Genomic DNA, 21,509 nt, shown 5'->3' with positions numbered 1-21,509 from the left:
CGAGGCCCATGCCAGCGGCGGTCCGCGCATCCGCGAGATCCCGATGCGCATGGTGCTGCCCAACCTGGTCACGGTGCTTGCCATCTGCGCCGGCCTTTCCGGCATCCGCTTCGCCTTCGAGAACCGCTTCGAGATCGCCGTGGTCATGGTGCTGCTTGCCGCCTTCCTCGACGGCATCGACGGGCGGCTGGCGCGTATGCTGAAGGCCACCTCGAAATTCGGCGCGCAGATGGATTCGCTGGCCGACATCGTCAATTTCGGCGTGGCGCCGGCTTTGGTTCTCTACGCCTTCCTGCTCGACCGCGCCGGCTCGCCGGGCTGGATCGCAGCACTTCTCTTCACCATCGCCTGCGGCATGCGGCTCGCCCGCTTCAACGTGCTGGCAGACGACACCGACCAGCCTGCATGGCAGACCGAATATTTCGTCGGCGTGCCGGCCCCGGCGGGCGCGGTGCTGGTCATGCTGCCGCTCTATCTTTATTTCCTGCGGCTCGGGCTGGAGCCGTCCCGGCCGGCCGCCTTCATCGCCACGGGCTTCACCGTGCTCATCGCCTTCCTTCTGGTCAGCCGCCTGCCGGTCTATTCGGGCAAGAGCGTCAAGGTGCCGGGCGACAGGGTACTGCCGGTCATCCTCGGCGTGGTGCTCTACATCCTCTTGCTGATGACCTATCCCTGGTACACGCTGACCGCCTCCGTCGCGGGATATCTGCTCTTCCTGCCGTTCTCGGTGCGAGCCTATTCGAAGCGGGCCATGCGAGAGGGCGAGAAGGTGCCGCCTTCGGATATCGGGTAACGCGGCGCGCTAAGCCGCCACGCCCAGTCCCAACTTGTCGATCGCCAGCTTGCGGGCCGAGACGTAATCCGTCTTGCCCGAGCCCAGCACCGGGATGTCTTCCACCTTGATGATGTCGTTGGGCACCATCAACTCGGCGGCGCCCGCCTTCTTGCCGAACTGGCGCAGTTCCTCGGCATTGGCGTCGTCGGCGGTGGTGACCAGCACGATACGCTCGCCGCGCCTTTTGTCGGGCACCGCCACCGCCGCGTGGCGCTCTTCCGGCCACAGCGACTGCACCAGCATCTCGACAGCGCCCAGCGACACCATCTCGCCGGCGATCTTGGCGAAGCGCTTTGCCCGGCCGCGGATGGTGATGAAGCCCTCGCGGTCGATCGAGACGATGTCGCCGGTGTCGTGCCAGCCTTCCAGCGGCTGCAATTCGCCGGGCCGGTCGGCGCTCATATAGCCCATCATCATGTTCGGCCCGTCGAGCCACAGCCGGCCGCCCTCGGTGATGCCCTCGACAGGCTCCAGCTTCATGCGGATGGCCGGCAGCGGTCGGCCGACCGTCCCGTCGCGGCTGTGGATGGCGGTGTTCACCGCCACCACCGGCGCGGCTTCGGTCAGTCCGAAACCTTCGACGATCGAGGCCTGGAAGCGGTCGCGGTAGGTGCGTCGCGTCTCCGGTTTCACCGCCTCGGCGCCGGCCACGACGAAGCGCAGGCTGGAGAAGTCGCCGTCCTTGGCGGTGCGCGCATAATTGGCGAGGAACGTGTCGGTTCCGAACATGACGGTCGGCTTCACCTTGCGGGCGATCTCGGGGATGATCTTGTAGTGCAGCGGCGAGGGGTAGAGGAACAGCTTTACGCCCAGCACCAGCGGCAGGATGGTGCCGCCGGTGAGCCCGAAGGAATGGAACGCCGGCAGCACGTTGAGCAAGGTGTCGGCCGGCGAGACGGAGACGCGGGCCTCGGCCTGCATGACATTGGCAAGCAGGTTGCGGTTCGACAGCACCACCGCCTTCGGCGTGCCTTCCGAGCCGGAGGTGAACAGGATGACGGCGGGCTTCGAGGCTTGCTGCCGTTGCAGCGGTAAGCGCCACAAAAGCGCCGCGGCGACCTTGTCCAGCGCCGTCACGCCGGCTCGTACGTCTTCCAGCCACAGCATCTTCGCGCCGCCTGCCTCGACCGCGGCAATGATGTCATCGATGCCGGCCTTTTCGACGAAGGCGCGGGATGACACCACGGTGCGGATGACGGCGGTACGGATCGCCGCGGTCACGCTTGCCGGGCCGGCGGTGTAGTTGATCATCGCCGCAACCCTGGCCGCCGAGATCAGGCCGACGAAGGTGAGCACCACGCCATTGGCGTTGGGCAAGAGCACGCCGACCGCTTCGCCGGGCGCCGTCGCCGCCTCGAAACGGCGTCCGAGCACGCGTGCGCCGATGAACAGCTTGCGGTAGCTGAGCGAACCCGAAATCACGTCCTCGATGATCGGATGCGATGGTCCGACGCGATCGGCGGCGTCGCGCATGGCGAGGAACAAGCCGCGGTCGAGATTGGTGCCGTAGAGCCGCGCCTCGGCGAAACGGTCGAACAGCGCGTTGGTGTTGGAGGCCATGTCGGGATTGCGCGCCACCAGCTCGGCGATGGTCATCGGCTCCAGCACGCTCACCGAAAGCCGCGGGAACCAGTGCCTGGGCGCTTTCTCCTTCGGCGTCAGCGACATCGGCAGATCGCGCGTTCCGGCAACGAAGATCGGCACGATGCGGGCGTCGGCTTGCATGGCGATGCGGGTGATGGCGCGAAACAGCCGGAAGGATTTGACGTCCGGCTCGACACTGTCCGGCAGGTAGACGGCAAGCCGTCCCTTGCCCTTCAGCACGCGCACCAGGCGCCGGCTGACGAAGACATGCTCGGCATTGAAGGCGATGGTGCGGCCAAGCTCGCGCCATGGTTCGAGCCAAGGCGAGCGCGCCGAGGCCTCGTCAAGAATATGCAGCGTGTCGTCGGGAAGCAGCGACAGCATCAGCGCCGGCTCGATGCGCGACTGGTGCGAGATCACATAAATGACTGGCGTGTTGGCGCTTCGGGCAATGCGAATACGGTTGTCGGCAATCCGATAGGCGAGCTTGAACGGCACATAGAGCAGCGCCTGGGTGAAGCGCAGGTCGAGCCGGAACCGCTCGATCACGGCGATCAGCAGCCAGGCAAACACAAGGCCCACCAGCTGCGCCAGGGTCAGGATCATGCCGCTCTCTCCCAGTCTCCTCCAGGCCGCGGCTCTTGAGCGGCCGCTTCGGTGGCAGAGGGTAGCGGAAGCGCGGGCAAGGTCAATGCGGGGTGAAGCAGTGCCTCGATCCCACTTGAAGAACTTCGACACATGTCGTAAATAAAGTGACACGTGGCGGAGAAGCAAAAGATGGCTAGTTTCCCGACGGGATTTGCTGAAGCACCACACATGGAGCCGGAGTTCGAACGGCTGGTCGACCTGTTCGGCGGGCCGAAGGTTCTTGGATCCTCGGTATCCAACCCGCTCGAGGCGCATGAAATGATCCTGCATGGAATTCCTAGCCAGGCTCTGGAAAGCCTCGTCAGGCAACTGACCGTCATCGAAGCGGATGCTTTCGAGGCGGCATTCGGCATGAGCGAGCGGACATTTCAGCGGCACAAATCGGATCACTCCAGGACGCTCAATCGGGAGCAGGGCTCAAGGACCTGGAATTTCGCCAGGGTTCTCACCAAGGCCACGTCCGTTCTCGGCACTCAGGAAGCGGCCGAGAAATGGATGATCGAGCCTGCCATGGGCTTGGACAACCGGCGCCCGATCGATCTCCTGGCCACGGCGGCGGGTACTATCCTTGTCCAGGAATTCCTCGAACGGCTTGATTATGGTGTCTACGCGTGACGCCTTTGCCGGGTTCTCTTGGGACGGGAGAAGTCCTCGGCTGGAGACTTGATCACAAACGCTTCCAGGCCACCTGGAACAGCGGCGAGGGAGCCTTCAAGCTTGGAGGAAGGTGGAACAGCAAAGGTGTTAGGGCCGTCTATGCATCCATTGACCCTTCGACCGCCATTCTGGAGGTGGCTGTGCACAAAGGATTTCGCACGCTCGATACAGTCCGCCACGTGCTGACCGCATTCGAAATCGCCGATCCTTCGAAAATTCATGTGGTGGAAGCCGGCGATATTCCAAACGCGAACTGGCTTCGGCCAGGCATTCCAAGCGCGGGGCAGCAGCAGTTTGGCGACGGTCTGCTGGCGGAGCATCCCTTGTTTCTGATTCCGAGCGCCGTGTCCCAGCACAGCTGGAACCTGGTGCTCGATCCCGTCCGTGGGAGCGGCCTTTACAAGCCGCACCTGCAGGAGGATTTCGCGCTGGATACCAGGCTTCATCCTCCCGCGAGATAGCATATCGTCCGGGCGGAGGAGCAAAACAATCTCACGCCGCCTTCAATCTTCCGCTGATGAAGCGGAATTCCTGGGTTTTGCCGCCATAGCCATAGGCCGCCGCCGGCACTTCGTGCACGAAGGCATAACTTTCCTCATGCACCCCGCCGAGCAGCCGGCCGAAAGCCTCGAAGATTGCCTTCAGATAGGCTTCGAGCTCGAGCTTGGTGTTGGTGCCGTCGACGACCTTGATGTCGAGCCAGAACGTGTTGGTGCCATGATCGACCAGCGACCTGCCGCCGGCGAACCAGTGCTGCGGATCGATGTAGTTGACCGCGACCGCGGTGATCGTCGGGTCCTTGCGCAACTCCTTGGCGGTAATCTCGGTGATGTCCTTGGCGATCGAGGCGGACAGCTTGGCGTCTGGCTTGCCGGTGACGCTGATATTGATGATCGGCATTTTTCTCTCCTTGGGTTGGGCGCCTCGCGCCTTCGATGAGAGAATCATGGCATTGGCGTGTATTCGATAAAATCGAATTGTTTTTGAAAAACACTTCGATATCATCGAAGTATGGAAATGCTCGATCTCGACTTACTGAAGACCTTCCTCGCCTTCGTCGAGGGCGGCTCGCTTGCCAAGGCCGCATCCGCCGTCGGCCGCACGCCGTCGGCTGTGACCGCGCAGATGCAGCGGCTGGAGGAGATCGTCGGCGAGCCGCTGCTGATCCCGCAGGGCAGGGGACGCGGCCTGACACCGGCCGGCGAGGATCTTGTCGGCCATGCGCGCCGCATCCTTGCCGTCCACACCGAGGCGTGGTTGGCGCTGAAAGGCGCGCGCGCCGGCGGCCGCATCGCCATCGGCACGACACAGGATTTCGCCGACCACGGTCTGCCGGATCTTCTAAGGGCCTTCGCCGCCAGCCACCCGCGTGTGCGGATCGAGCTGCGTGTCGGCCGCTCCCTGGAACTCGGCTCGGCGCTGCAGGCCGGCCAGATCGACCTCGCAATCACCATGCGCCATGCCCCGACGCCAGATGAAACGGCCGTGGTCAGCGAGCCGATGTTGTGGCTCTGCTCGGAAAAAGGCCTGGCGACGCGGCAGGAAGCCGTGCCGCTGGCGCTGCTCGATCCCTATTGCGGCTTTAGGGAGGCCGCGCTCAACGCGCTCGATGCCGCCGGCCGCCGCTATCGCATCGCCGCCGGCAGCGCCAGCCTTGCTGGCCTGCGCGCCGCGGTCGATGCCGGCATCGCGCTGACGCCGCGCACCCGGCGCTTTGCCCATTCGGGCATCGTGGAGGCGCCATACGAGCACGACCTTCCGCCGCTCCCCATGGCCGACTTCGCCATCCGGCTCGGTCGCGAAGCTCCGCGCCCGGCGCGGGATCTGGCGGAGCTGCTGGGCGATGGCCTCGCCCTGCCGTCGTGATCCCCAAAGAAAAAGCCGACCTTTTTGCGGGTCGGCTTCTAGTCGGACGGGTCGAGGGGTTTGGGGGGACTTGGGGGGTGACCCGTCAACCTAACAATGCCTGGGCCGGATAATGGTTCCGTGATTGGCGAAATTTTTTACGAGCGCGCCGATTTCGCCTTCAGCCAGTCGCGTCCGGCATGGACAAAGACCGCGCACAGCACGATGGCGCCGCCGATGACGCTGGCCATGGGCGGGGCTTCGCCGAGGAAGACCAGGGCAAACAGGATGGCGAACGGCACCTCGGCCGAGCCCAGCAGGCCGGATTCCGCGGCAGGGATAAGCCGCGAGCCTTCCGTCCACAGGATCGAGGCCAGCGCGAAGGAGCAGCCGAAGGTGGCAAGCAGCACCACGTCGCGCATCGAGATTGCCAGCGGATCGGTGACGAACCAGCCGAGCACGAAGAGCAGGAAGGCCGAGACCGCGCCCGCCCACACGACAGGCGAGTCACGGAAGGCGCGCACCATGATCATGTAGAGCGCGCTGCCGGCGGTCATCAAAAGCGCCAGCCCGTCGCCGAACAGATGGCCGCTGCCGAGGCCGCCGCCCACCATGATGGCGACGCCGCACAGCGACACGGCCGCGGCCAGCATCGTCTGCAGCCGGAATTTCTCCTGCACCAGAAGAAAGGCAAGAAGTGCGGCGATGAAGGGCGAGGTCGCGTAGATGACCGCGACATTGGCGACATAGGTGTATTTGAACGCCGAGATGAAGGCGATGCTGATCGCTGCTCCTTCGACCGCCAGCAGCCAGCCCCGCCAGCCCAGTCTCAGGCTTTCGCATCCACCCGAGCGCCGGCGGCGCCAGAGCACATAGAGGCTGATCAGGATCGAGCCGAAAAAACCACGCCAGCAGGTGATCGTCAGCGGATCGGCATGGATCGACTTGGTCAGCACGCCGGTAAGCGCGAAGGCGATGGCCGATGCCGAGACCAGGATGATGCCAAGCGTGCGCTCGGCCGCTGCGTCGGCGGCGCCAGGCGTGAGCTTTTCCGGCATCTCAAGCGTGTCCGTCATAGCGCCAGCCCACCCGGTTGCTCCTGACAGCCCTCTGTCATCAGGCCTGCTCCCGCTTGCGGAAATGCTCGTTGACGACAATGAGCAGGCCGGCGCCGATGATCAGCGCCGCGCCCATGAATACCTCCGTGCGCGGCACGTCGCTCCAGATGGCGAAGCCCAGCGCGAAGGCCCAGACCAGCGAGGTGTATTCGAACGGCGCCACGATCGACACCGGGGCGCGCTTCATGCCTTCGAACAGCACATATTGCGCCACCCCGCCGAGCGCGCCGACGCTGAGGAGCAAAAGCAGCTGCGTTCCGTCAGGCATGCGCCACCACAGCAGCGCCGGCACGGCCGAAAAGAGCAGGAAATAGAAATTGTTGAGCACGAGCTGGATCGTCGTGCGCTCCTGCAGCGCCGTCTTGCGCAAGAGCACAACGGCGATCCCCCAAAGCACGGCGGCCGCCAGCACCAGCAGCACCGGCACGGAGAGGCCGAGCCGCGTCGGATCGCAGGCGATGAAGACGCCCACGAAGCCGACGAAGACCGCGATCCAGCGCAGCAGCGGCACCGTCTCGCCCAGGATCACCACGGACAGCACGGTGACGATGATGGGTGCTGCGTAATAGATGGTGGTGAGCTCGGCGAGCTGCAGTGAGCGCGCGGCGTTGTAGTAGCAAAGCCACGCGGCCAGCGTGAAGGCGCTGCGCACCAGCATCGGCCTGACGATCGGTGAATCGATCGTGTCGGCAAACAGCCGCTTGCCGCCGATCGCGCCGCAGGCGAGGAGAACGGTGATCGAGCGGACGAACATGATCTGCCAGACCGTCATGCCGGCGACCAACAACTTGATTGAGGCGTCCTGCGCCGAAAACAGGAAATAGGCGGCAGCCGTGAACAGGATGCCGGCCAGCACCCTTTCGCGGCTTTCGAGGACGACGATTTCGGCCATACGGTCCAGCGTGTTTGCATGAGGCGGTTCCGCCCCAGTCGGGACCGTTGCTTCAGCTATACGGGCGAAAGCTTGCACGGCGCTGCTCCAGCAGTGCGCTTGCGTTGGGGCAGGGATGGCAATCCCTGCGCCGGATGATAGCGTGGGGAAGGCTGGGGGAGGGGCATCGGGTGAAAGCAGTCTTTGTAACGGGCGCAATGCTGATCGCGAGCGCGGATATCTCGGGCGCCGAAACCGTTTACCGCTACGAGCATGGCCCTTCGACGATGTGCGATATCCGCGGTGCCGACACCGTTGATTTTCTCAGGCAGGTGCGGGCGAGCCTCCATCAGGCTCCAGCATCAGATCGCTTCGAAGTATTCGTCGCGGATGACGGTGTGACGCAATGGGTTTTTACGAAGCCCTCCGAGAAGGCGTATCCCGCGGTCACCTGCCGGTGGCTGGACAAGGACTCGCAAGGCCATTGGATAATAAAGCGGAAAATCCGCTGCGAGGCTGATCGCGCCGCCTGTGACCGCTTGGCCGGCGAATTTGCGAGCCTCGACGACTAGCTGCGACGCTCGCTGACCGACAAGAAGTAAGGTGTTCGCATGACCTACGACCGTGCTTGGCTCGAACAAGGTGTACGCTCCAAATTACGGCCGCGCCTGTTGTTCTTCTGTGGCCACCCGCCCTCGAAAGACGGCAGCATTACAGCATCGGCGCGGATATTGTAGGCCGGCAGCCTGCGCTGCTCCAGAGGCGGACGAGAATGTTCGGAGCCTGCAATGCTGGACGGCCAAAGCCCGGTCAGGTAATTCTTGAGGCGCGCGAATTGATCGGCGTGGCTCCCACCGGCAGTAGACCACGGAGAGCGGCAATGCCTGCGTTGCACAAATCCGGGACTTCGATGCCTGACGTGATCGATCGACTGGTGACCGCGATGAACGCGCACGATCTCGACGCTCTCGCCGCCCTCATCCACGAGAACTATCGGAGCGAACAGCCAACGCACCCGGGCAGAGCTTTCGTCGGGCGGGCCCAGATGCGGGCCAACTGGGAGGCCATGTTCGCGGGAATACCTGACTTCCACGCGGCGGTCACGCGCTGGGTCCAGGACGGCGACACGACGTGGATCGAATGGCATTGGTCGGGTACTCGCTCCGACGGGCAGCTCTTCGAGGTGCGCGGGGTCGCGCTGTTCGAAATTGTCGACGGTCAGATTGTGGCCGGGCGACTATATCTGGAGGACGTCGAGCGGCAGCCTGCCAGCATCGAAGACGCCGTTGAAGTCCTGTCGGGGCGCCGTCCGCCAACGGCCAGCGGTAGCACCGATTCCTGACCCCACCATCGTGCCGCAGCGAGGACCGCCGGTAGCGCTCACTGCGTCGCCTGATAGAGCTCCGATGCCGCGTCCTTCAGGGCGCGCCGTCCATCCGGCCGCAGATACATCATGTGTCCGCCCTCGACAACGTCGAGGCGGATCGGCTTGGCGTCTGACAGCGAAGGAAGCTGGTTCACCAGGTAACGTGAGGCGAGATAGGGCGTGACCAGGTCGGTATAGCCGTTGACGATGACGACGCCGAGGGCCGGGTTGAGCGAACGCGCCCGCTGCAAATCGTTCATCACGCCGGCATAGCCCTGGCCCGAAGTGCCGTAGTCCCAGTTGCGGGTGACCTCGCCATTGAGCAGCCGGTAGCTGATATCGGTGCGGTAGTTCAGCTCGTCGCGGACATAGGCGACGAAGGCGGAGGTCAGGACCGGAACGCTGCGGTCGAGCACCGGATCGGGACCGGCGTCGCGCGGGCTTTGCGGCGCGATGTCGGCCGTGCCGATGGTGGCGTCATAGGGGCTGAGCACCTTGTCCGTGGCGCGCTGAAATTCCTTGGCGAAAAGCCCGGTGGGGATGCGGGCGAGATTGCGCTGCACGAGCTCGAGCGGCAGGCCGGTGATCGCCGAAACGCGACCGCTGGCGAGCTTGCCGCCTTGCTCCAGCCCGCTGTTCAGCGCCGTCAGGTAGTCGCCGAGCGCGTAATGCTCGACCTCGGCCAACCTGTCGCGCAGCGCATCGCCGCTCACGCCGTCGCCCTTCAGGCGGGTCGCCGCCAGCGAAGGCAGCTCCAGCGCCCAATGCAACTGGTCGAACTGGTCGGGCCGCACCAGCATGAATTCCAGCGCCGGCGAGATCAGCACGATGCCGCTGGGGCTGAGGCCCACATCCTCCTGCAGCGTGCGGGCAAGCAGCGCGGCGCGAAAGCCGCCATAGCTTTCGCCGGCGAGGAACAGCGGCGATCCGGTGCGGCCGTTCTGCGCCAGATAGAGCCGGATGAAGGCGCCGACCGAGCTGGCGTCGGCATCGACGCTCCAGAATTCCTTGCCTTCATGCCCAGGCGCCTCGCGGCTGTAGCCGGTGCCGACGGGGTCGACGAAGACGAGATCGCTCATGTCGAGCCAGCTGTCGGGATTGTCGATGAGCTTTTGCGGCGGCCGGCGGAATTCGCCGTCGGCGGCTGTCTCGACGATGCGTGGCCCGATCGCGCCGAGATGCAGATAGGCAGACGCCGCGCCTGGCCCGCCATTGAAGACGAAGGTGACCGGCCGATCCTTCGCCGGGGCGGACGACTGCTGCGTGTAGGCGACATAGAAGATCTCGGCCGTGACCTCGCCCTTGCCCGACAGGAGCGAGAGCGTGCCGGACTTGGCCTGGTAATCCAGCTTGCGCCCGCCAAGCGTGATCGAATGCTCCGTCACCTGCGGCGGCGGCAACAGAGATAGCACGCCGCCTTGGGGCGCGGGGCGCTCGGGTGCTTCCGCGGCGAAGCCCGGCTGAGCGAAGGCGGCGAGCGCCACAAGGATAAGGGGGACGAGCTTGGATCGCATGACGGCTCCGCGCGGAATGACATCCCAAAGGTATGGCCGGGGCGAGGGAAGTCAAAGGGGGCGTCACAAGACTTGGGTTCCTCGCCCCGCCAAAGGCGGGGAGAGGTGTCCGCGAAGCGGACGGAGAGGGGGCTCTCGCAGGGCGCTCCCCTCTCCGTCTCGGCTTCGCCGAGCCACCTCTCCCCACTTTCGTGGGGCGAGGAATCCAAGCTGAAATTATGTGCTATCTACCGTCAAAGAGGTACCGAAAGGACAGCACCCATGGACGCCACCGCACTCAAGGCCATGCAGGCTCCGCTGAAGGAAGCCTATCGCGACGACGCCGCCAAGGCGCTGATCACGCTGAGAGCGCGCGGTACGCTGGACGATCAGTCGATCGCCTGCAAGGTGGAGACGGGCAGGGCGCTGGCGGTTGCCGGCCTTCATCCAGCCACCGGCGGCTCGGGCCTGGAGCTATGTTCTGGCGACATGCTGCTGGAGGCGCTGGTCGCCTGCGCGGGCGTGACGCTGAAGGCTGTGGCCACCGCGCTAGAGTTCAAGCTCGGCAACGCCAGCGTCGAAGCCGAGGGCGACCTCGATTTCCGCGGCACGCTCGGCGTTGCCCGCGACGCGCCGGTCGGCTTTCGCGCGATAAGGCTGAAGTTCGACCTCGACACCGACGAGCCGCAGGAGCGCATCGATTCGCTGATGAAGCTCACCGAGCGCTACTGCGTGGTGTTCCAGACGATCAACAACAAGCCGGCGCTGAGCGTAAGCGCGGGGCGTTGAAGCGCGACGTCCCCTCATCCGGCCGCGCGGCCACCTTCTTCCCGGTGGGGAGAAGAGATTGGCGCCGGCGCTGACAGCCTCCTCTCCCCAGCGGGGAGAGGTCAGCCGAGCGAAGCGGAGGCTGGGTGAGGGGGAGTGTTGCCTACTGCGCCGACGGCGTCTCCGCGTCCCCCTCATCGGTGAACGGCGAGGCGCTCGGCACGCATTGCACGGCCCAGCCCTGCGGCGTCGGCTGCTTCTGATATTCGGTGATGGCGTTGGTGCATTGCTCGCGGGTGTCGAAGGTGCTTGGCAACACCACCATGCCGCCTTGCGGGCCGGCGATCACCAGATACCAGACCAACGCTACGCTGGGAGTGGCAGCCATGGGAATTCCTCGCTTTGCTTGAATGTCGGAGTCGGACCGATCCTAGCAACTCCCTTGGAGCGGGGAAAGCTGGACGGCGGAACACGCTTCCGCAGCACCGTTCACAGACCCGTGAAGAGGGCTTTCGCCAGGCGGGCTCGGCCTGCCGCGACGCACTTTTGAAGTCGAATTATTCCGGTTGCCGGTAGGCGACGAAGCGGTTGTGCTTGGCCTGGAAGATCAGGCCCGTCTCCTTCAGTTCCGGGCTTGCCAGCGGCACGATGCGCCTGGCGATCTCTGACGGATGCGGCAGCGTCTCCGGATCCTCGCCGGGCATCGCCTGCGCGCGCATCGCCGTGCGGGTGGCGCCGGGATCGGCGGCGTTGACCCTCAGCGGCAGGCTCTCGGTTTCATGCGCCCAGGAGCGCATCATCGTCTCCACCGCCGCCTTGGACGCCGCGTAGGGCGCCCAGAAGGCACGTGCCGAATGGGCGGAGTTGGCGGACATGATGATGGCGCGCCCGGCATCGGAAAGCCTGAGCAGCGGGTCGACCGAGCGGATCAACCGCCACGTCGCGGTGACGTTGATGGTCATCACCTTCTCGAAGGTCTTGGCCTCGACATGGCCGATCGGCGAAATCACGCCGAGCACAGCGGCGTTGGCGACAAGGATGTCGAGCTTGCCCCAGCGTTCATGGATCGCGCCGCCCAGCCGGTCGATGCCTGCCATGTCGGTGAGGTCGAGCGGCACCAGCGTCGCCTGTCCGCGCCCATCAGCCTTGATCTGGTCGTCGAGCTCTTCCAGCCCGCCCACCGTGCGCGCCACCGCGATGACATGCGCGCCGGCTGCCGCCAGTTCCTTGGCGATGAAATAGCCAATGCCGCGCGAGGCGCCGGTGACGACCGCCACGCGGCCGGAAAGGTCGAGGGTCATGCGAGAATTTCCGTGGGCTAAAGCAATTCCAGGAAAAGTGTCTAACGGTTTTCCGTCCGGAATTGCGTCAAAACAAACGCTGCAATTCCAGGAAAAGTGTCTGAAGGTTTTCCGTCCGGAATTGCGTCAAAACAGATACCGCGGCCTACGACCCGCTCGACGCCAGCAGCGACAGCGTGCGCACATTGTCGTGGCCTTCGAAGTCGAGCAGGCGGGTGGGGTACTGTCCGGTGAAGCAGGCGTCGCAGAATTGCGGCTGGTCGTTGTCGCGGCGCGCCTCGCCGACGGCGCGGTAGAGCCCGTCGATCGACAGGAAGCCGAGCGAGTCGACACGGATGAACTCGGCCATCTCCTCGACCGACATGCGCGATGCGAGCAGCTTCGACTTCTCCGGCGTGTCGACGCCGTAGAAGCAGGATGCGCTGGTCGGCGGGGAGGCGATGCGCATATGCACTTCCTTCGCGCCGGCATCGCGCACCATCTGCACGATCTTCTGGCTGGTGGTGCCGCGCACGATCGAATCGTCGACCAGCACCACGCGCTTGCCCTCGATCATGCGGCGGTTGGCGTTGTGCTTGAGCTTCACGCCCATGTGGCGGATCGAATCGCCAGGCTGGATGAAGGTGCGCCCGACATAGTGGTTGCGGATGATGCCGAGCTCGAAGGGAATTCCGGCGGCCTGGGAGAAGCCGATCGCCGCCGGCGTGCCGGAATCCGGCACCGGCACGACGATGTCGGCCTCGACCGGGTTTTCCTGCGCCAACTCGGCGCCGATGCGCTTGCGCACCTCGTAGACGTTGCGGCCCTCGACCGAGGAATCCGGCCGCGCGAAATAGACATATTCGAAGATGCAGAAGCGCGTCTTCTGCGGCTCGAACGGGAAGATGCTCTCGATCCCCTTGGAGGTGATGACCACCATCTCCCCGGGCTTGATGTCGCGCACGAAGCGGGCGCCGATGATGTCGAGCGCGCAGGTCTCCGAAGCGAGGATCCAGGCGCCGTCGAGGTCGCCCAGCACCAGCGGGCGGATTCCCAGCGGGTCGCGGCAACCGATCATCTTCTTGGCCGTCATCGCCACCAGCGAGAAGGCGCCCTCCACCTGGCGCACCGCCTCGATGAAGCGCGAATTCAGATCGCGCTCCTTGCTGGTCGCGACCAGATGCAGCAGCGTCTCAGTGTCGGAGGTCGAGGAGAAGATCGAGCCCTGCTTCTGCAGCGCGCGCTGCACGGTGAGGGCGTTGGTGAGGTTGCCGTTGTGGGCGACGGCAAGACCGCCCTCCGCAAGCTCGGCGAAAAAGGGCTGGATGTTGCGCAGGCCGGCGCCGCCGGTGGTGGCGTAGCGCGTATGGCCGATGGCGCGATTGCCCTGCAAGCTGTCGATGACGCGCTGCTTGGTAAAGGTGTCGCCGATCAGGCCGACATGGCGTTCGACATGGAACTGGGTGCCGTCATAGGAGACGATGCCGGCCGCTTCCTGGCCGCGATGCTGCAAGGCGTGCAGGCCGAGTGTGACGATGGCCGCCGCGTCCTGCCGGCCGAAAATACCGAACACGCCGCATTCGTCATGGAAATGATCGTCGGCCTCGGCGGAAAGGACATTGCCTGCATCTGCCGTTGAGTCTGCCATCTGGTGCTCAAGCTCCGCTAAAGCCGCCATATAGGGCGATCTCTCGCGGAACGCAACGCACCTCGTCAGGCATTCACAAAATGCCTCAGGCCAGCGCTATGGCCGGCCTGGATTTCAGTTTGCCGGCGCTGGAGCGGGAGCCGGGGCGGGCGCCGGAGCCGGCTCGTTGTCGGCAGGCGCCTCGCCCTCGCTGTCGTCGGGCGCCGGCGCGTTGTCATCGCCGGCCGGCGGCTCGGCCGCGGGCTGGTCGGTCGTGGCCGGCGCGCCAGCCTGCGGCGTGCCCTTATGCGTGTATTTGTTGACCAGTTCCTCGGTGTTTTCCGGCAGCACGCTTTCGAGCTTGGCGCCGATCGTCTCGAGCAACGGCCGCGACTTGGCGTTGGCGATCCAGGCGGGCGCCTTGGCGCCGGCAAGCCAGTTGAAGAACAAGAGCGCCACCGCGACCACCAGGATGCCGCGCGCCGCGCCATAGAGGAAGCCGAGGGTGCGGTCGAGCGCGCCAATACGCGAATCGATGATCCAGTCGGCAAGCTTCATCGTGATCACGGAGACGACGATCAGCGCGATCAGGAAGACGATGCCCGCGGAAGCCGCCATCGCGATCTTGTCGTTGTCGACATAGGGCTGCACGTAGGGCAGGACCGGCTTGTAGAAAAAGAAAGCCGCTGCCGCCGCCGCTGCCCAGGAAACCACTGACAGAACTTCACGGGAGAAGCCGCGCACCATGGCGAGCATTGCTGAAACCAGGGTGAAGCCGACGAGAATTCCGTCAAGCAGCGTAATCGGCATGGTCCTCGCCCCACTTCCTGTCTTACGGCCCGACGAGCCGCATCACTCATCGTCGTCGGCACGGCTGCGCCGCGAGCCGGCTATGCGCGCCACAAGGTCGGCAAGCTCGGTGGGCTGGAACGCGCCGGCCCCGATCCCCCCGGCAACTTCCTCGCTGCCGAGCGGCAGCACCGCGCTTCCAAAGCCCAGCTTTTCGGCTTCCTTGAGGCGTTGCTGCGCATGCGCAACCGGCCTCACGGCGCCCGATAGGCTGATTTCGCCGAAATAGACGCAATCGGCGGGAAGGGCAAGACCGGTGAGCGACGAAACCAGCGCGGCGGCGACCGCCAGATCGGCCGCCGGCTCCGAGATCCGGTAGCCGCCGGCGACGTTGAGATAGACGTCGTGCTGGCCGAAGCGCACGCCGCAATGCGCCTCGAGCACGGCGAGCACCATCGACAGCCGCGCTCCGTCCCAGCCGACGACGGCGCGGCGCGGCGTGCCGAGCGAGGAGGGAGCGACCAGCGCCTGGATCTCGACCAGCACCGGCCGCGTGCCCTCCATCCCTGCGAAAACCGCGGCGCCCGGCGATTTTGCGTGGCGCTCGCCGAGGAAAAGCTCGGACGGATTGGAAACCTCGCGCAGGCCCTTGTCCGACATTTCGAAGACGCCGATCTCGTCGGTCGGCCCAAAGCGGTTCTTCACCGTGCGCAGGATGCGGAAGTGATGGTTGCCTTCGCCTTCGAAGTAAAGCACGCCGTCGACCATGTGCTCGACGACGCGCGGGCCGGCGATCTGGCCCTCCTTGGTGACATGGCCGACGAGCACGATCGCAGCACCCGTGGATTTCGCGTAGCGGATCATGGCTTGAGCGGCCGCGCGCACCTGGGTGACGGTGCCCGGCGCCGAATCGGCAAGGTCCGTCCACAGCGTCTGGATGGAATCGAGGATGACGAGGTCCGGTCGCTTGCCATCGGCGATGGTCGCCAGAATGTCCTCGACATTGGTTTCGGCGGCGAGCTCGACCGGCGTCGAGGCGACGCCGAGCCGCTGGGCGCGCAACCTGATCTGCGCGACGGCCTCCTCGCCCGAGACATAGACGATGCGGTGGCCCTTCGAGGCGAGCGCCGCCGCTGCTTGCGTCAAAAGCGTCGACTTGCCGATGCCCGGGTCGCCGCCGACCAGCAGCGCCGAGCCGCGCACGAAACCGCCACCGGTGGCGCGGTCGAGCTCGCCGATCCCCGAAACGATGCGCGGCGCGTCCTCGATGTCGCCGGCGAGGCTGGTCAGCACCACGGCGCGGCCTTTTCGCGCGTTGCGCGTGTTGGCCGGTCCCGATCCGATGCCGCCGGCGGTGCCTTCCTCGACCAGCGTGTTCCACTCGCCGCAGGCATCGCATTTGCCGGCCCAGCGCTGATGCACCGAGCCGCAATTCTGGCAGATGAACTGAACGCGCGATTTGGCCATCAGACGCGGCCCGATATTGGATAGGCTGGCGGGACAGCGCCCCCCTCTGTCCTGCCGGACATCTCCCCCTCTAGGGGGGAGATCAGCAGTTTCGCCAATTGCGCCCATCCTGCAACGTTGGCGATTGGCGAAAGCCGACGCGACATCCAATCTCCCCCCTTGAGGGGGAGATGTCCGGCAGGACAGAGAGGGGGGCGACGGAGTGAGACGTTTCCCAAAACGCTACTCAAACCTCTCCGGCAGATGGTGCTCCTCGGCCAGGTCTGAGAACCGCGTGAATTCGCCGTGGAAGGCGAGGCTGACGGTGCCGGTCGGTCCGTGGCGCTGCTTGGCCACGATGCACTCGGCCTTGCCGCGCGCCTCGTTCATCTCGTTTTCCCACTTGACGTATTCCTCGGTGCCGAGCTTCGGCTCGCGGTTCTTGAGGTAGTATTCCTCGCGATAGACGAACAGCACCACGTCGGCGTCCTGCTCGATGGAGCCGGATTCGCGCAGGTCAGAGAGTTGCGGGCGCTTGTCGTCGCGGCTTTCGACCTGGCGCGAGAGCTGCGACAACGCGATGATCGGCACGCCGAGCTCCTTGGCCAAAGCCTTCAAGCCCGTGGTGATCTCGGTGATTTCCTGCACGCGGTTCTGCGACGCGCGGGCGCTCGATCCCTGCATAAGCTGGATATAGTCAATGACGATGAGGTCGAGGCCGCGCTGGCGTTTCAGCCGCCGCGCCCGGGCGGAAAGCTGCGCGATCGAGATACCGCCGGTCTGGTCGATGAACAGCGGGATCTTCTGCATCGTCTGCGAGCAGGCGACGAGCTTTTCGAAATCCATCTCGGTGATCTCGCCGCGGCGGATCTTCGACGAAGAAATCTCGGTCTGCTCGGAGATGATGCGGGTGGCGAGCTGCTCCGACGACATTTCCAGCGAGAAGAAGCCGACGACGCCACCATTGGCGGCTTTGAACGTGCCGTCGGCCTGCTGCGCCGGGACATAGGCCTCGGCGATGTTGAAGGCGATGTTGGTGGCCAAGGAGGTCTTGCCCATGCCCGGGCGTCCGGCCAGCACGATAAGGTCGGAAGGCTGGAGACCGCCCATGCGGCGATCGAGGTCGCGCAGGCCGGTCGAGATGCCGGAGAGATGGCCATCGCGCATATAGGCGGCATTGGCCATGTCGACGGCGGTCTTGACCGCGTCGTTGAAGCTTTCGAAGCCGCCATCGTAGCGGCCGGTTTCGGCGAGCTCGAACAGCCGCCGCTCGGCGTCCTCGATCTGCTCGGACGGCGACATGTCGACTGGCGCGTCATAGGCGATGTTGACCATGTCCTCGCCGACGGTGATCAGCGCGCGGCGCGTCGCGAGGTCGTAGATGGCGCGGCCATAGTCGGTGGCGTTGACGACGGTGACCGCTTCGACCGCAAGCCGCACCACATATTGCGCCACCGTCATGTCGCCGACCTTCTCGTCGGCCGGCAGGAAGGTCTTGAGCGTGATCGGCGTCGCGATCTTGCCCATGCGGATCAGCTCGGACGCGACCTCGAAGATGCGGCGATGCAGCGGCTCGTAGAAATGCGCCGGCTTGAGGAAATCCGAGACCCGGTAGAAGGCGTCGTTGTTGACGAGGATGGCACCGAGCAGTGCCTGCTCGGCCTCGATGTTGTTCGGTGCCTCGCGATAGAGCGGCGTTTCCGCCGCGCCGAATTTCAGTGCCGCCTCTGCCATGATATCCCCGATTTCGATCCCGCCTTCCTCGATACCAGAACGGGAAGATTCGGGTGCTGACCTTTCTGCAACACTCCTCGGTCCAACCGGCTTGATGCCCAATGTTCACAGGATCGGCAAACCATCCACAGGACAGTATTCCGGTGGCCTGATTCCGTTTGACTCGGCAGGGCGCGATTCTTACGCGCGAGGCCGGAACGAAGCAAGAACAATTTCGACGACAAGCGGCTCTTGCTGGTCGCTCATTGCAGAACCGTTTATGTACGCTTGGACGGAGCGGCGCGGCCGTTGGGGATGAGCTGAAACGTTGGAGCTTCGTCATCCACGGGCGGAGCAAGGAGCAAAGCGACGCGCGCAGACCCGAGGATCCATGCCGTGCCCGTGCGCCAGGAGTAAAAGCGGTGCAGAACTAGAGTTGTTCTGCTCCGCTGCAACGCTCACAGGTAACGGCATGGCATGGATTCTATGGTCTACGCGCGTCGCTTCGCTCCTTGCTCCGCCATAGAATGACGACCTGACAAGCGCTTCAGCTAATCGCCAAAGTAGCGTTTCTGCCAAACACATCGACGCCCCGACTTCGCTCAAATGTCGCTGGCCTTACGTGCCCTCAGCCCAGCGTGTCGCCCCAGTCCGCGCGCCGGGCCGTCTTGAAGACATCGCCGTCGCGCTTGCTGAACAGTTGCTCGCCGGCGCTGCCGTCCGGCTGGCAAAGTTTCAGCACCACCTTGCCGGAACCGCCCTTCGGCGGCGCCAGCACCCGCGCGGCGCGCGCCGGCGCCGGTTGCCGGGAGGCGGCGAGATAGATGAATTTTTCGTCCTCCCACGGCACCTCGGCTTCCTTGACCAGGCGATGCAGGCGCGAGCGGGCGACGCGGCGCGAAAAATGGCACCAGTCGGGCGGCGCGAGCGGGCAGGGCGCTTTATGCGGGCAGGGCGCCAGCACATGCGCGCCGGCGGCAATCAGTTGCTGCCGCGCGGCAAGGATGCGCTGCCAGCCGGCGGGCGTGCCGGGCTCGACGACGAGCAGCGTGTCGGCGGTCAGCTGCCAGAGGCGGTCGACGAGCTTCGGCAACGAGGCCGGCGCGACTTCGTCGAGCACATAGGCGATGCTGACGAGGTCGGCGGCCTTGAGGCCATCGAGATCGATGGTGGCATCGCCGGCGACCCACTCGGTGCGGACGGCGATCGTGCCGGCTGCAAGCGACTGCCCGACCTTGCGTACCGCGGCGCTCGCTTCGACCAACACAGCCTGTTCCAGCTCCGGCCAGGCGTCTGTCGTGGCCCAAAGCATCGTGCCAGGCCCGGCGCCGATGTCGAGCAAGGTCTTCGGTTGGAAGTCCGGTCGCGCATCGGCGAGCGCCTCGAGGCTAGCGCGCACCGCGGCATAGGTGGCGGGCAGCCGCGTCGCCAGATAGGCCTTGACCGCCATCTCCTCGCCCATATGCAGGCGGCCATCGCGCAGCTCGGCGCGGTAGCGTTCGGACAGCGTCCTTGCCGCCTGCTTCAGCGCCGGCAGCGGCACCTTCTCGAGCAGGCTGTCGACGCCTTGCCGGAGCGGGGCGGGGAGTTCCATCCCTCAAATCCCGCGCGGCGCAAGCAGGATGACGGAGGCGCCGACGATGCAGAGTGCTGCGCCCGCCATGTCCCAGCGGTCGGGGCGCACCCCTTCGACCAGCCACAGCCAGCCAAGCGAAGCCGCGATGTAAATGCCGCCATAGGCGGCATAGGCGCGGCCCGCCGCGTTCGTGTCGACCAGCGACAGCAGGAAAGCGAACAGCGCGAGCGAGACGAGGCCGGGGAGAAGCCAGAGCGCCGGCTTTTCCAGTCGCCACCACGCCCAGAACGAGAAGCAGCCGGCGATCTCGGCAAGCGCTGCGGCGATATAGATGAGATAGGTCATGAAAAAGGTCTCGCGAACGAGACCTTTTCATGGGCTTAGCCCGCAATGGCAAGCGGTAATGCGTGTCTACTCCACCGCCTTGCGCCTGCGCGTGGGCTTGGGCGCGGCGGCGGGCGTCGCCGGCTCTGGATGGTCGTGGTCGCGCAGCTCCAGCGCCTTCTCGCACTTGGCCATGTAGTCGCGGGTCATCGGCAGCGTGTCGTTCTTCTTGGCGAGCTGGAACTGGAAGATCACCAGGTCCTGCCAGCGGAAGGCGGCCTCGGAGGCGGCGAGATAGAATTCCCACATCCGACAGAAGCGCTCGTCATAGATCGCCTTGGCCTTGTCGCGGTTGGCGGCGAAGCGGGCGCCCCAATGCTTCAGCGTGTCGGCATAGTGCAGCCGCAGGATTTCTATGTCCGTCACCACCAGGCCCGACTTCTCGATCGCCGGCATCACCTCCGACATCGCCGGGATGTAACCGCCCGGGAAAATGTATTTGCGGACGAAGGCGCTGGTCGCCCACGGCACGCCGGAACGGCCGATCGTGTGGAGCAGCATCACGCCGTCCGGCTTGAGGAGCGTCGCGGTCTTGTCGAAGAAGGTTCGGTAATGGTTGACGCCGACATGCTCGAACATGCCGACCGAAACGATGCGGTCGAAGCGCTCGTTGATGTGCCGATAGTCCTTGAGCTCGAAATGCACGCGGTCCTGCAGGCCTTGCGCATGCGCACGGTCGGTGGCGACACCATGCTGCTCGGTGGACAGCGTGACGCCCTGCACGTCGACGTCGAAGATCTTGGCGAGATAGAGGCCGAGCCCGCCCCAGCCGGAGCCGATGTCGAGAACCGTCTGGCCGGCCTTGAGCCGCAGCTTTGCGGCGATATGGCGCTTCTTGGCAAGCTGCGCCTCGTCCAGCGTCATGTCGGGCTGCTCGAAATAGGCGCAGGAATACTGCATGTCCTCGTCGAGGAAGAGCTTGTAGAGCTCGCCCGACAGGTCGTAGTGGCGCTGCACATTGCGGCGCGAGCGCGCGGCGGTGTTGATCTGCTGCAGCCGGCGGAAGGCATGGCGCAGGCCCTCGATCGCCTTCGACCAGGACACGTCGATGCCGCTCGAGCCCATGTTCTGGAACGCGATGCGCATCAGCCCCAGAACGCCGCCCTCCAGCACGTCCAGCTCGCCGTCCATATAGGCCTCGGGCACCGCCAGCATCGGATCGAAGGTGATGGCGCGCTCGGCATGCGACGTCTTAATGTGGATATGCACCGGCTCGCCGCTGCCGTCGCCGAACTTGTGCGTCGTGCCTTTCGGTCCGGTCACCTTGAGGTCGCCGGCGCGCACCAGGCGCTCGAGAACGTGCTTCAACAGGATATTCATGACCAAATGTCCCCTCAGTCAGATCACCCGGTAATCAGACTGGAATGCCTAAGCGAAGATGCCACAGCGCATCGCCCGCGTCCAATCGACGCGCTACGCTGTAATGTGCACAAGATATGGGGTGTCGAAAAGTTCCTTTTGGCACAAAAAAGCCCGGGTCTGAGACCCGGGCGTTGGTCCAGAAATCCT

At 65.0% G+C, this 21,509-nt stretch carries 21 protein-coding genes; 7 read left to right on the top strand and 14 right to left on the bottom strand.

Annotation, left to right across the window (positions count from 1 at the left end):
- Positions 1–49 precede the first annotated feature (49 nt).
- On the top strand, positions 50–793 hold the full coding sequence (locus EJ069_RS14480) for a phosphatidylcholine/phosphatidylserine synthase (protein ID WP_245456666.1): 744 nt from the start codon (positions 50–52) through the stop codon (positions 791–793).
- Between the two features lie 9 nt (positions 794–802).
- On the opposite strand, the gene EJ069_RS14475 is transcribed toward EJ069_RS14480, so the two are convergent.
- Positions 803–3,025: an AMP-binding protein gene (locus EJ069_RS14475; protein WP_126061862.1), complete on the bottom strand. Its 2,223-nt coding sequence runs from the start codon at positions 3,023–3,025 to the stop codon at positions 803–805.
- Positions 3,026–3,178: 153 nt separating this feature from the next.
- Here EJ069_RS14475 and EJ069_RS14470 point away from each other — a divergent pair, with 153 nt between their 5' ends.
- Both EJ069_RS14470 and EJ069_RS14465 read left to right on the top strand, forming a co-directional pair.
- Entirely contained in the window at positions 3,179–3,682 is a 504-nt protein-coding gene (locus EJ069_RS14470) for an antitoxin Xre/MbcA/ParS toxin-binding domain-containing protein (protein WP_245456564.1), read from the top strand.
- Positions 3,679–4,185: an RES domain-containing protein gene (locus tag EJ069_RS14465; RefSeq protein ID WP_126061861.1), complete on the top strand. Its 507-nt coding sequence runs from the start codon at positions 3,679–3,681 to the stop codon at positions 4,183–4,185. The genes EJ069_RS14470 and EJ069_RS14465 overlap by 4 nt, the downstream gene beginning before the upstream one ends.
- Before the next feature lie 31 nt (positions 4,186–4,216).
- On the opposite strand, the gene EJ069_RS14460 is transcribed toward EJ069_RS14465, so the two are convergent.
- Positions 4,217–4,624 carry a 4-oxalocrotonate tautomerase family protein gene (locus tag EJ069_RS14460; RefSeq protein ID WP_126061860.1) on the bottom strand — a complete coding sequence of 136 codons (408 nt, stop codon included), beginning with the start codon at positions 4,622–4,624 and terminating at the stop codon, positions 4,217–4,219.
- A 111-nt stretch (positions 4,625–4,735) separates the two neighbouring features.
- On the opposite strand from EJ069_RS14460, the gene EJ069_RS14455 reads away from it, so the two are divergent.
- Positions 4,736–5,590 (top strand): LysR substrate-binding domain-containing protein, encoded by an 855-nt coding sequence (locus EJ069_RS14455; RefSeq protein WP_126061859.1) that lies wholly within the window; start codon positions 4,736–4,738, stop codon positions 5,588–5,590.
- Between the two features lie 137 nt (positions 5,591–5,727).
- Here the strand turns inward: EJ069_RS14455 and EJ069_RS14450 are convergent, their stop codons facing one another.
- Positions 5,728–6,645 (bottom strand): DMT family transporter, encoded by a 918-nt coding sequence (locus EJ069_RS14450; RefSeq protein ID WP_245456562.1) that lies wholly within the window; start codon positions 6,643–6,645, stop codon positions 5,728–5,730.
- Positions 6,646–6,685: 40 nt separating this feature from the next.
- A complete protein-coding gene (locus EJ069_RS14445; RefSeq protein WP_126061858.1) occupies positions 6,686–7,579 on the bottom strand; it encodes a DMT family transporter in 894 nt (297 codons plus the stop codon).
- Positions 7,580–7,749: 170 nt separating this feature from the next.
- Here EJ069_RS14445 and EJ069_RS14440 point away from each other — a divergent pair, with 170 nt between their 5' ends.
- A complete protein-coding gene (locus tag EJ069_RS14440) occupies positions 7,750–8,130 on the top strand; it encodes a hypothetical protein (RefSeq protein ID WP_126061857.1) in 381 nt (126 codons plus the stop codon).
- Between the two features lie 338 nt (positions 8,131–8,468).
- Positions 8,469–8,900, top strand: coding sequence for a nuclear transport factor 2 family protein (locus EJ069_RS14435; RefSeq protein ID WP_189476378.1), 432 nt, complete (start codon positions 8,469–8,471; stop codon positions 8,898–8,900).
- A 38-nt stretch (positions 8,901–8,938) separates the two neighbouring features.
- Here the strand turns inward: EJ069_RS14435 and EJ069_RS14430 are convergent, their stop codons facing one another.
- Positions 8,939–10,438, bottom strand: a complete 1,500-nt coding sequence (locus EJ069_RS14430) for a peptidase S10 (RefSeq protein ID WP_126061855.1) — start codon at positions 10,436–10,438, stop codon at positions 8,939–8,941.
- Between the two features lie 261 nt (positions 10,439–10,699).
- On the opposite strand from EJ069_RS14430, the gene EJ069_RS14425 reads away from it, so the two are divergent.
- A complete protein-coding gene (locus tag EJ069_RS14425) occupies positions 10,700–11,206 on the top strand; it encodes an OsmC family protein (RefSeq protein WP_126061854.1) in 507 nt (168 codons plus the stop codon).
- Between the two features lie 142 nt (positions 11,207–11,348).
- On the opposite strand, the gene EJ069_RS14420 is transcribed toward EJ069_RS14425, so the two are convergent.
- The 9 genes from EJ069_RS14420 to EJ069_RS14375 form a co-directional block, all read right to left on the bottom strand.
- Positions 11,349–11,573, bottom strand: coding sequence for a hypothetical protein (locus EJ069_RS14420; RefSeq protein ID WP_041008353.1), 225 nt, complete (start codon positions 11,571–11,573; stop codon positions 11,349–11,351).
- A gap of 169 nt (positions 11,574–11,742) precedes the next feature.
- Positions 11,743–12,486, bottom strand: a complete 744-nt coding sequence (locus EJ069_RS14415; protein ID WP_126061853.1) for an SDR family NAD(P)-dependent oxidoreductase — start codon at positions 12,484–12,486, stop codon at positions 11,743–11,745.
- 145 nt (positions 12,487–12,631) lie between these two features.
- Positions 12,632–14,113, bottom strand: coding sequence for an amidophosphoribosyltransferase (gene purF / locus EJ069_RS14410; RefSeq protein ID WP_042637921.1), 1,482 nt, complete (start codon positions 14,111–14,113; stop codon positions 12,632–12,634).
- Positions 14,114–14,227: 114 nt separating this feature from the next.
- A complete protein-coding gene (locus EJ069_RS14405; protein WP_126061852.1) occupies positions 14,228–14,902 on the bottom strand; it encodes a CvpA family protein in 675 nt (224 codons plus the stop codon).
- 42 nt (positions 14,903–14,944) lie between these two features.
- Entirely contained in the window at positions 14,945–16,348 is a 1,404-nt protein-coding gene (radA, locus tag EJ069_RS14400; RefSeq protein ID WP_126061851.1) for a DNA repair protein RadA, read from the bottom strand.
- Positions 16,349–16,570: 222 nt separating this feature from the next.
- Entirely contained in the window at positions 16,571–18,061 is a 1,491-nt protein-coding gene (locus EJ069_RS14390) for a replicative DNA helicase (RefSeq protein WP_041010739.1), read from the bottom strand.
- Positions 18,062–18,668: 607 nt separating this feature from the next.
- Positions 18,669–19,634, bottom strand: a complete 966-nt coding sequence (locus tag EJ069_RS14385; RefSeq protein ID WP_126061850.1) for a small ribosomal subunit Rsm22 family protein — start codon at positions 19,632–19,634, stop codon at positions 18,669–18,671.
- A 3-nt stretch (positions 19,635–19,637) separates the two neighbouring features.
- Positions 19,638–19,961 (bottom strand): YnfA family protein, encoded by a 324-nt coding sequence (locus tag EJ069_RS14380; protein ID WP_126061849.1) that lies wholly within the window; start codon positions 19,959–19,961, stop codon positions 19,638–19,640.
- A gap of 66 nt (positions 19,962–20,027) precedes the next feature.
- Positions 20,028–21,320, bottom strand: a complete 1,293-nt coding sequence (locus EJ069_RS14375; protein ID WP_126061848.1) for a cyclopropane-fatty-acyl-phospholipid synthase family protein — start codon at positions 21,318–21,320, stop codon at positions 20,028–20,030.
- Positions 21,321–21,509: the final 189 nt, after the last annotated feature.

The sequence above is a fragment of the Mesorhizobium sp. M2A.F.Ca.ET.043.05.1.1 genome (genome assembly GCF_003952445.1).
Taxonomy (GTDB): domain Bacteria; phylum Pseudomonadota; class Alphaproteobacteria; order Rhizobiales; family Rhizobiaceae; genus Mesorhizobium.
Note: the sequence above shows the minus strand (reverse complement) of the source record. Positions and strands in the feature narration are given on the sequence as shown.

Coding starts and splice junctions, on each gene's coding strand:
- EJ069_RS14460 (WP_126061860.1), bottom strand. CDS start 4,624: ATGCCGATCATCAATATCAGCGTCACCGGCAAGCCAGACGCCAAGCTG.
- EJ069_RS14425 (WP_126061854.1), top strand. CDS start 10,700: ATGGACGCCACCGCACTCAAGGCCATGCAGGCTCCGCTGAAGGAAGCC.
- EJ069_RS14435 (WP_189476378.1), top strand. CDS start 8,469: ATGCCTGACGTGATCGATCGACTGGTGACCGCGATGAACGCGCACGAT.
- EJ069_RS14475 (WP_126061862.1), bottom strand. CDS start 3,025: ATGATCCTGACCCTGGCGCAGCTGGTGGGCCTTGTGTTTGCCTGGCTG.
- EJ069_RS14415 (WP_126061853.1), bottom strand. CDS start 12,486: ATGACCCTCGACCTTTCCGGCCGCGTGGCGGTCGTCACCGGCGCCTCG.
- EJ069_RS14375 (WP_126061848.1), bottom strand. CDS start 21,320: ATGAATATCCTGTTGAAGCACGTTCTCGAGCGCCTGGTGCGCGCCGGC.
- EJ069_RS14405 (WP_126061852.1), bottom strand. CDS start 14,902: ATGCCGATTACGCTGCTTGACGGAATTCTCGTCGGCTTCACCCTGGTT.
- EJ069_RS14480 (WP_245456666.1), top strand. CDS start 50: ATGGTGCTGCCCAACCTGGTCACGGTGCTTGCCATCTGCGCCGGCCTT.
- EJ069_RS14420 (WP_041008353.1), bottom strand. CDS start 11,573: ATGGCTGCCACTCCCAGCGTAGCGTTGGTCTGGTATCTGGTGATCGCC.
- EJ069_RS14385 (WP_126061850.1), bottom strand. CDS start 19,634: ATGGAACTCCCCGCCCCGCTCCGGCAAGGCGTCGACAGCCTGCTCGAG.
- EJ069_RS14390 (WP_041010739.1), bottom strand. CDS start 18,061: ATGGCAGAGGCGGCACTGAAATTCGGCGCGGCGGAAACGCCGCTCTAT.
- EJ069_RS14430 (WP_126061855.1), bottom strand. CDS start 10,438: ATGCGATCCAAGCTCGTCCCCCTTATCCTTGTGGCGCTCGCCGCCTTC.
- EJ069_RS14455 (WP_126061859.1), top strand. CDS start 4,736: ATGGAAATGCTCGATCTCGACTTACTGAAGACCTTCCTCGCCTTCGTC.
- purF (WP_042637921.1), bottom strand. CDS start 14,113: ATGGCAGACTCAACGGCAGATGCAGGCAATGTCCTTTCCGCCGAGGCC.
- EJ069_RS14380 (WP_126061849.1), bottom strand. CDS start 19,961: ATGACCTATCTCATCTATATCGCCGCAGCGCTTGCCGAGATCGCCGGC.
- EJ069_RS14445 (WP_126061858.1), bottom strand. CDS start 7,579: ATGGCCGAAATCGTCGTCCTCGAAAGCCGCGAAAGGGTGCTGGCCGGC.
- radA (WP_126061851.1), bottom strand. CDS start 16,348: ATGGCCAAATCGCGCGTTCAGTTCATCTGCCAGAATTGCGGCTCGGTG.
- EJ069_RS14450 (WP_245456562.1), bottom strand. CDS start 6,645: ATGACGGACACGCTTGAGATGCCGGAAAAGCTCACGCCTGGCGCCGCC.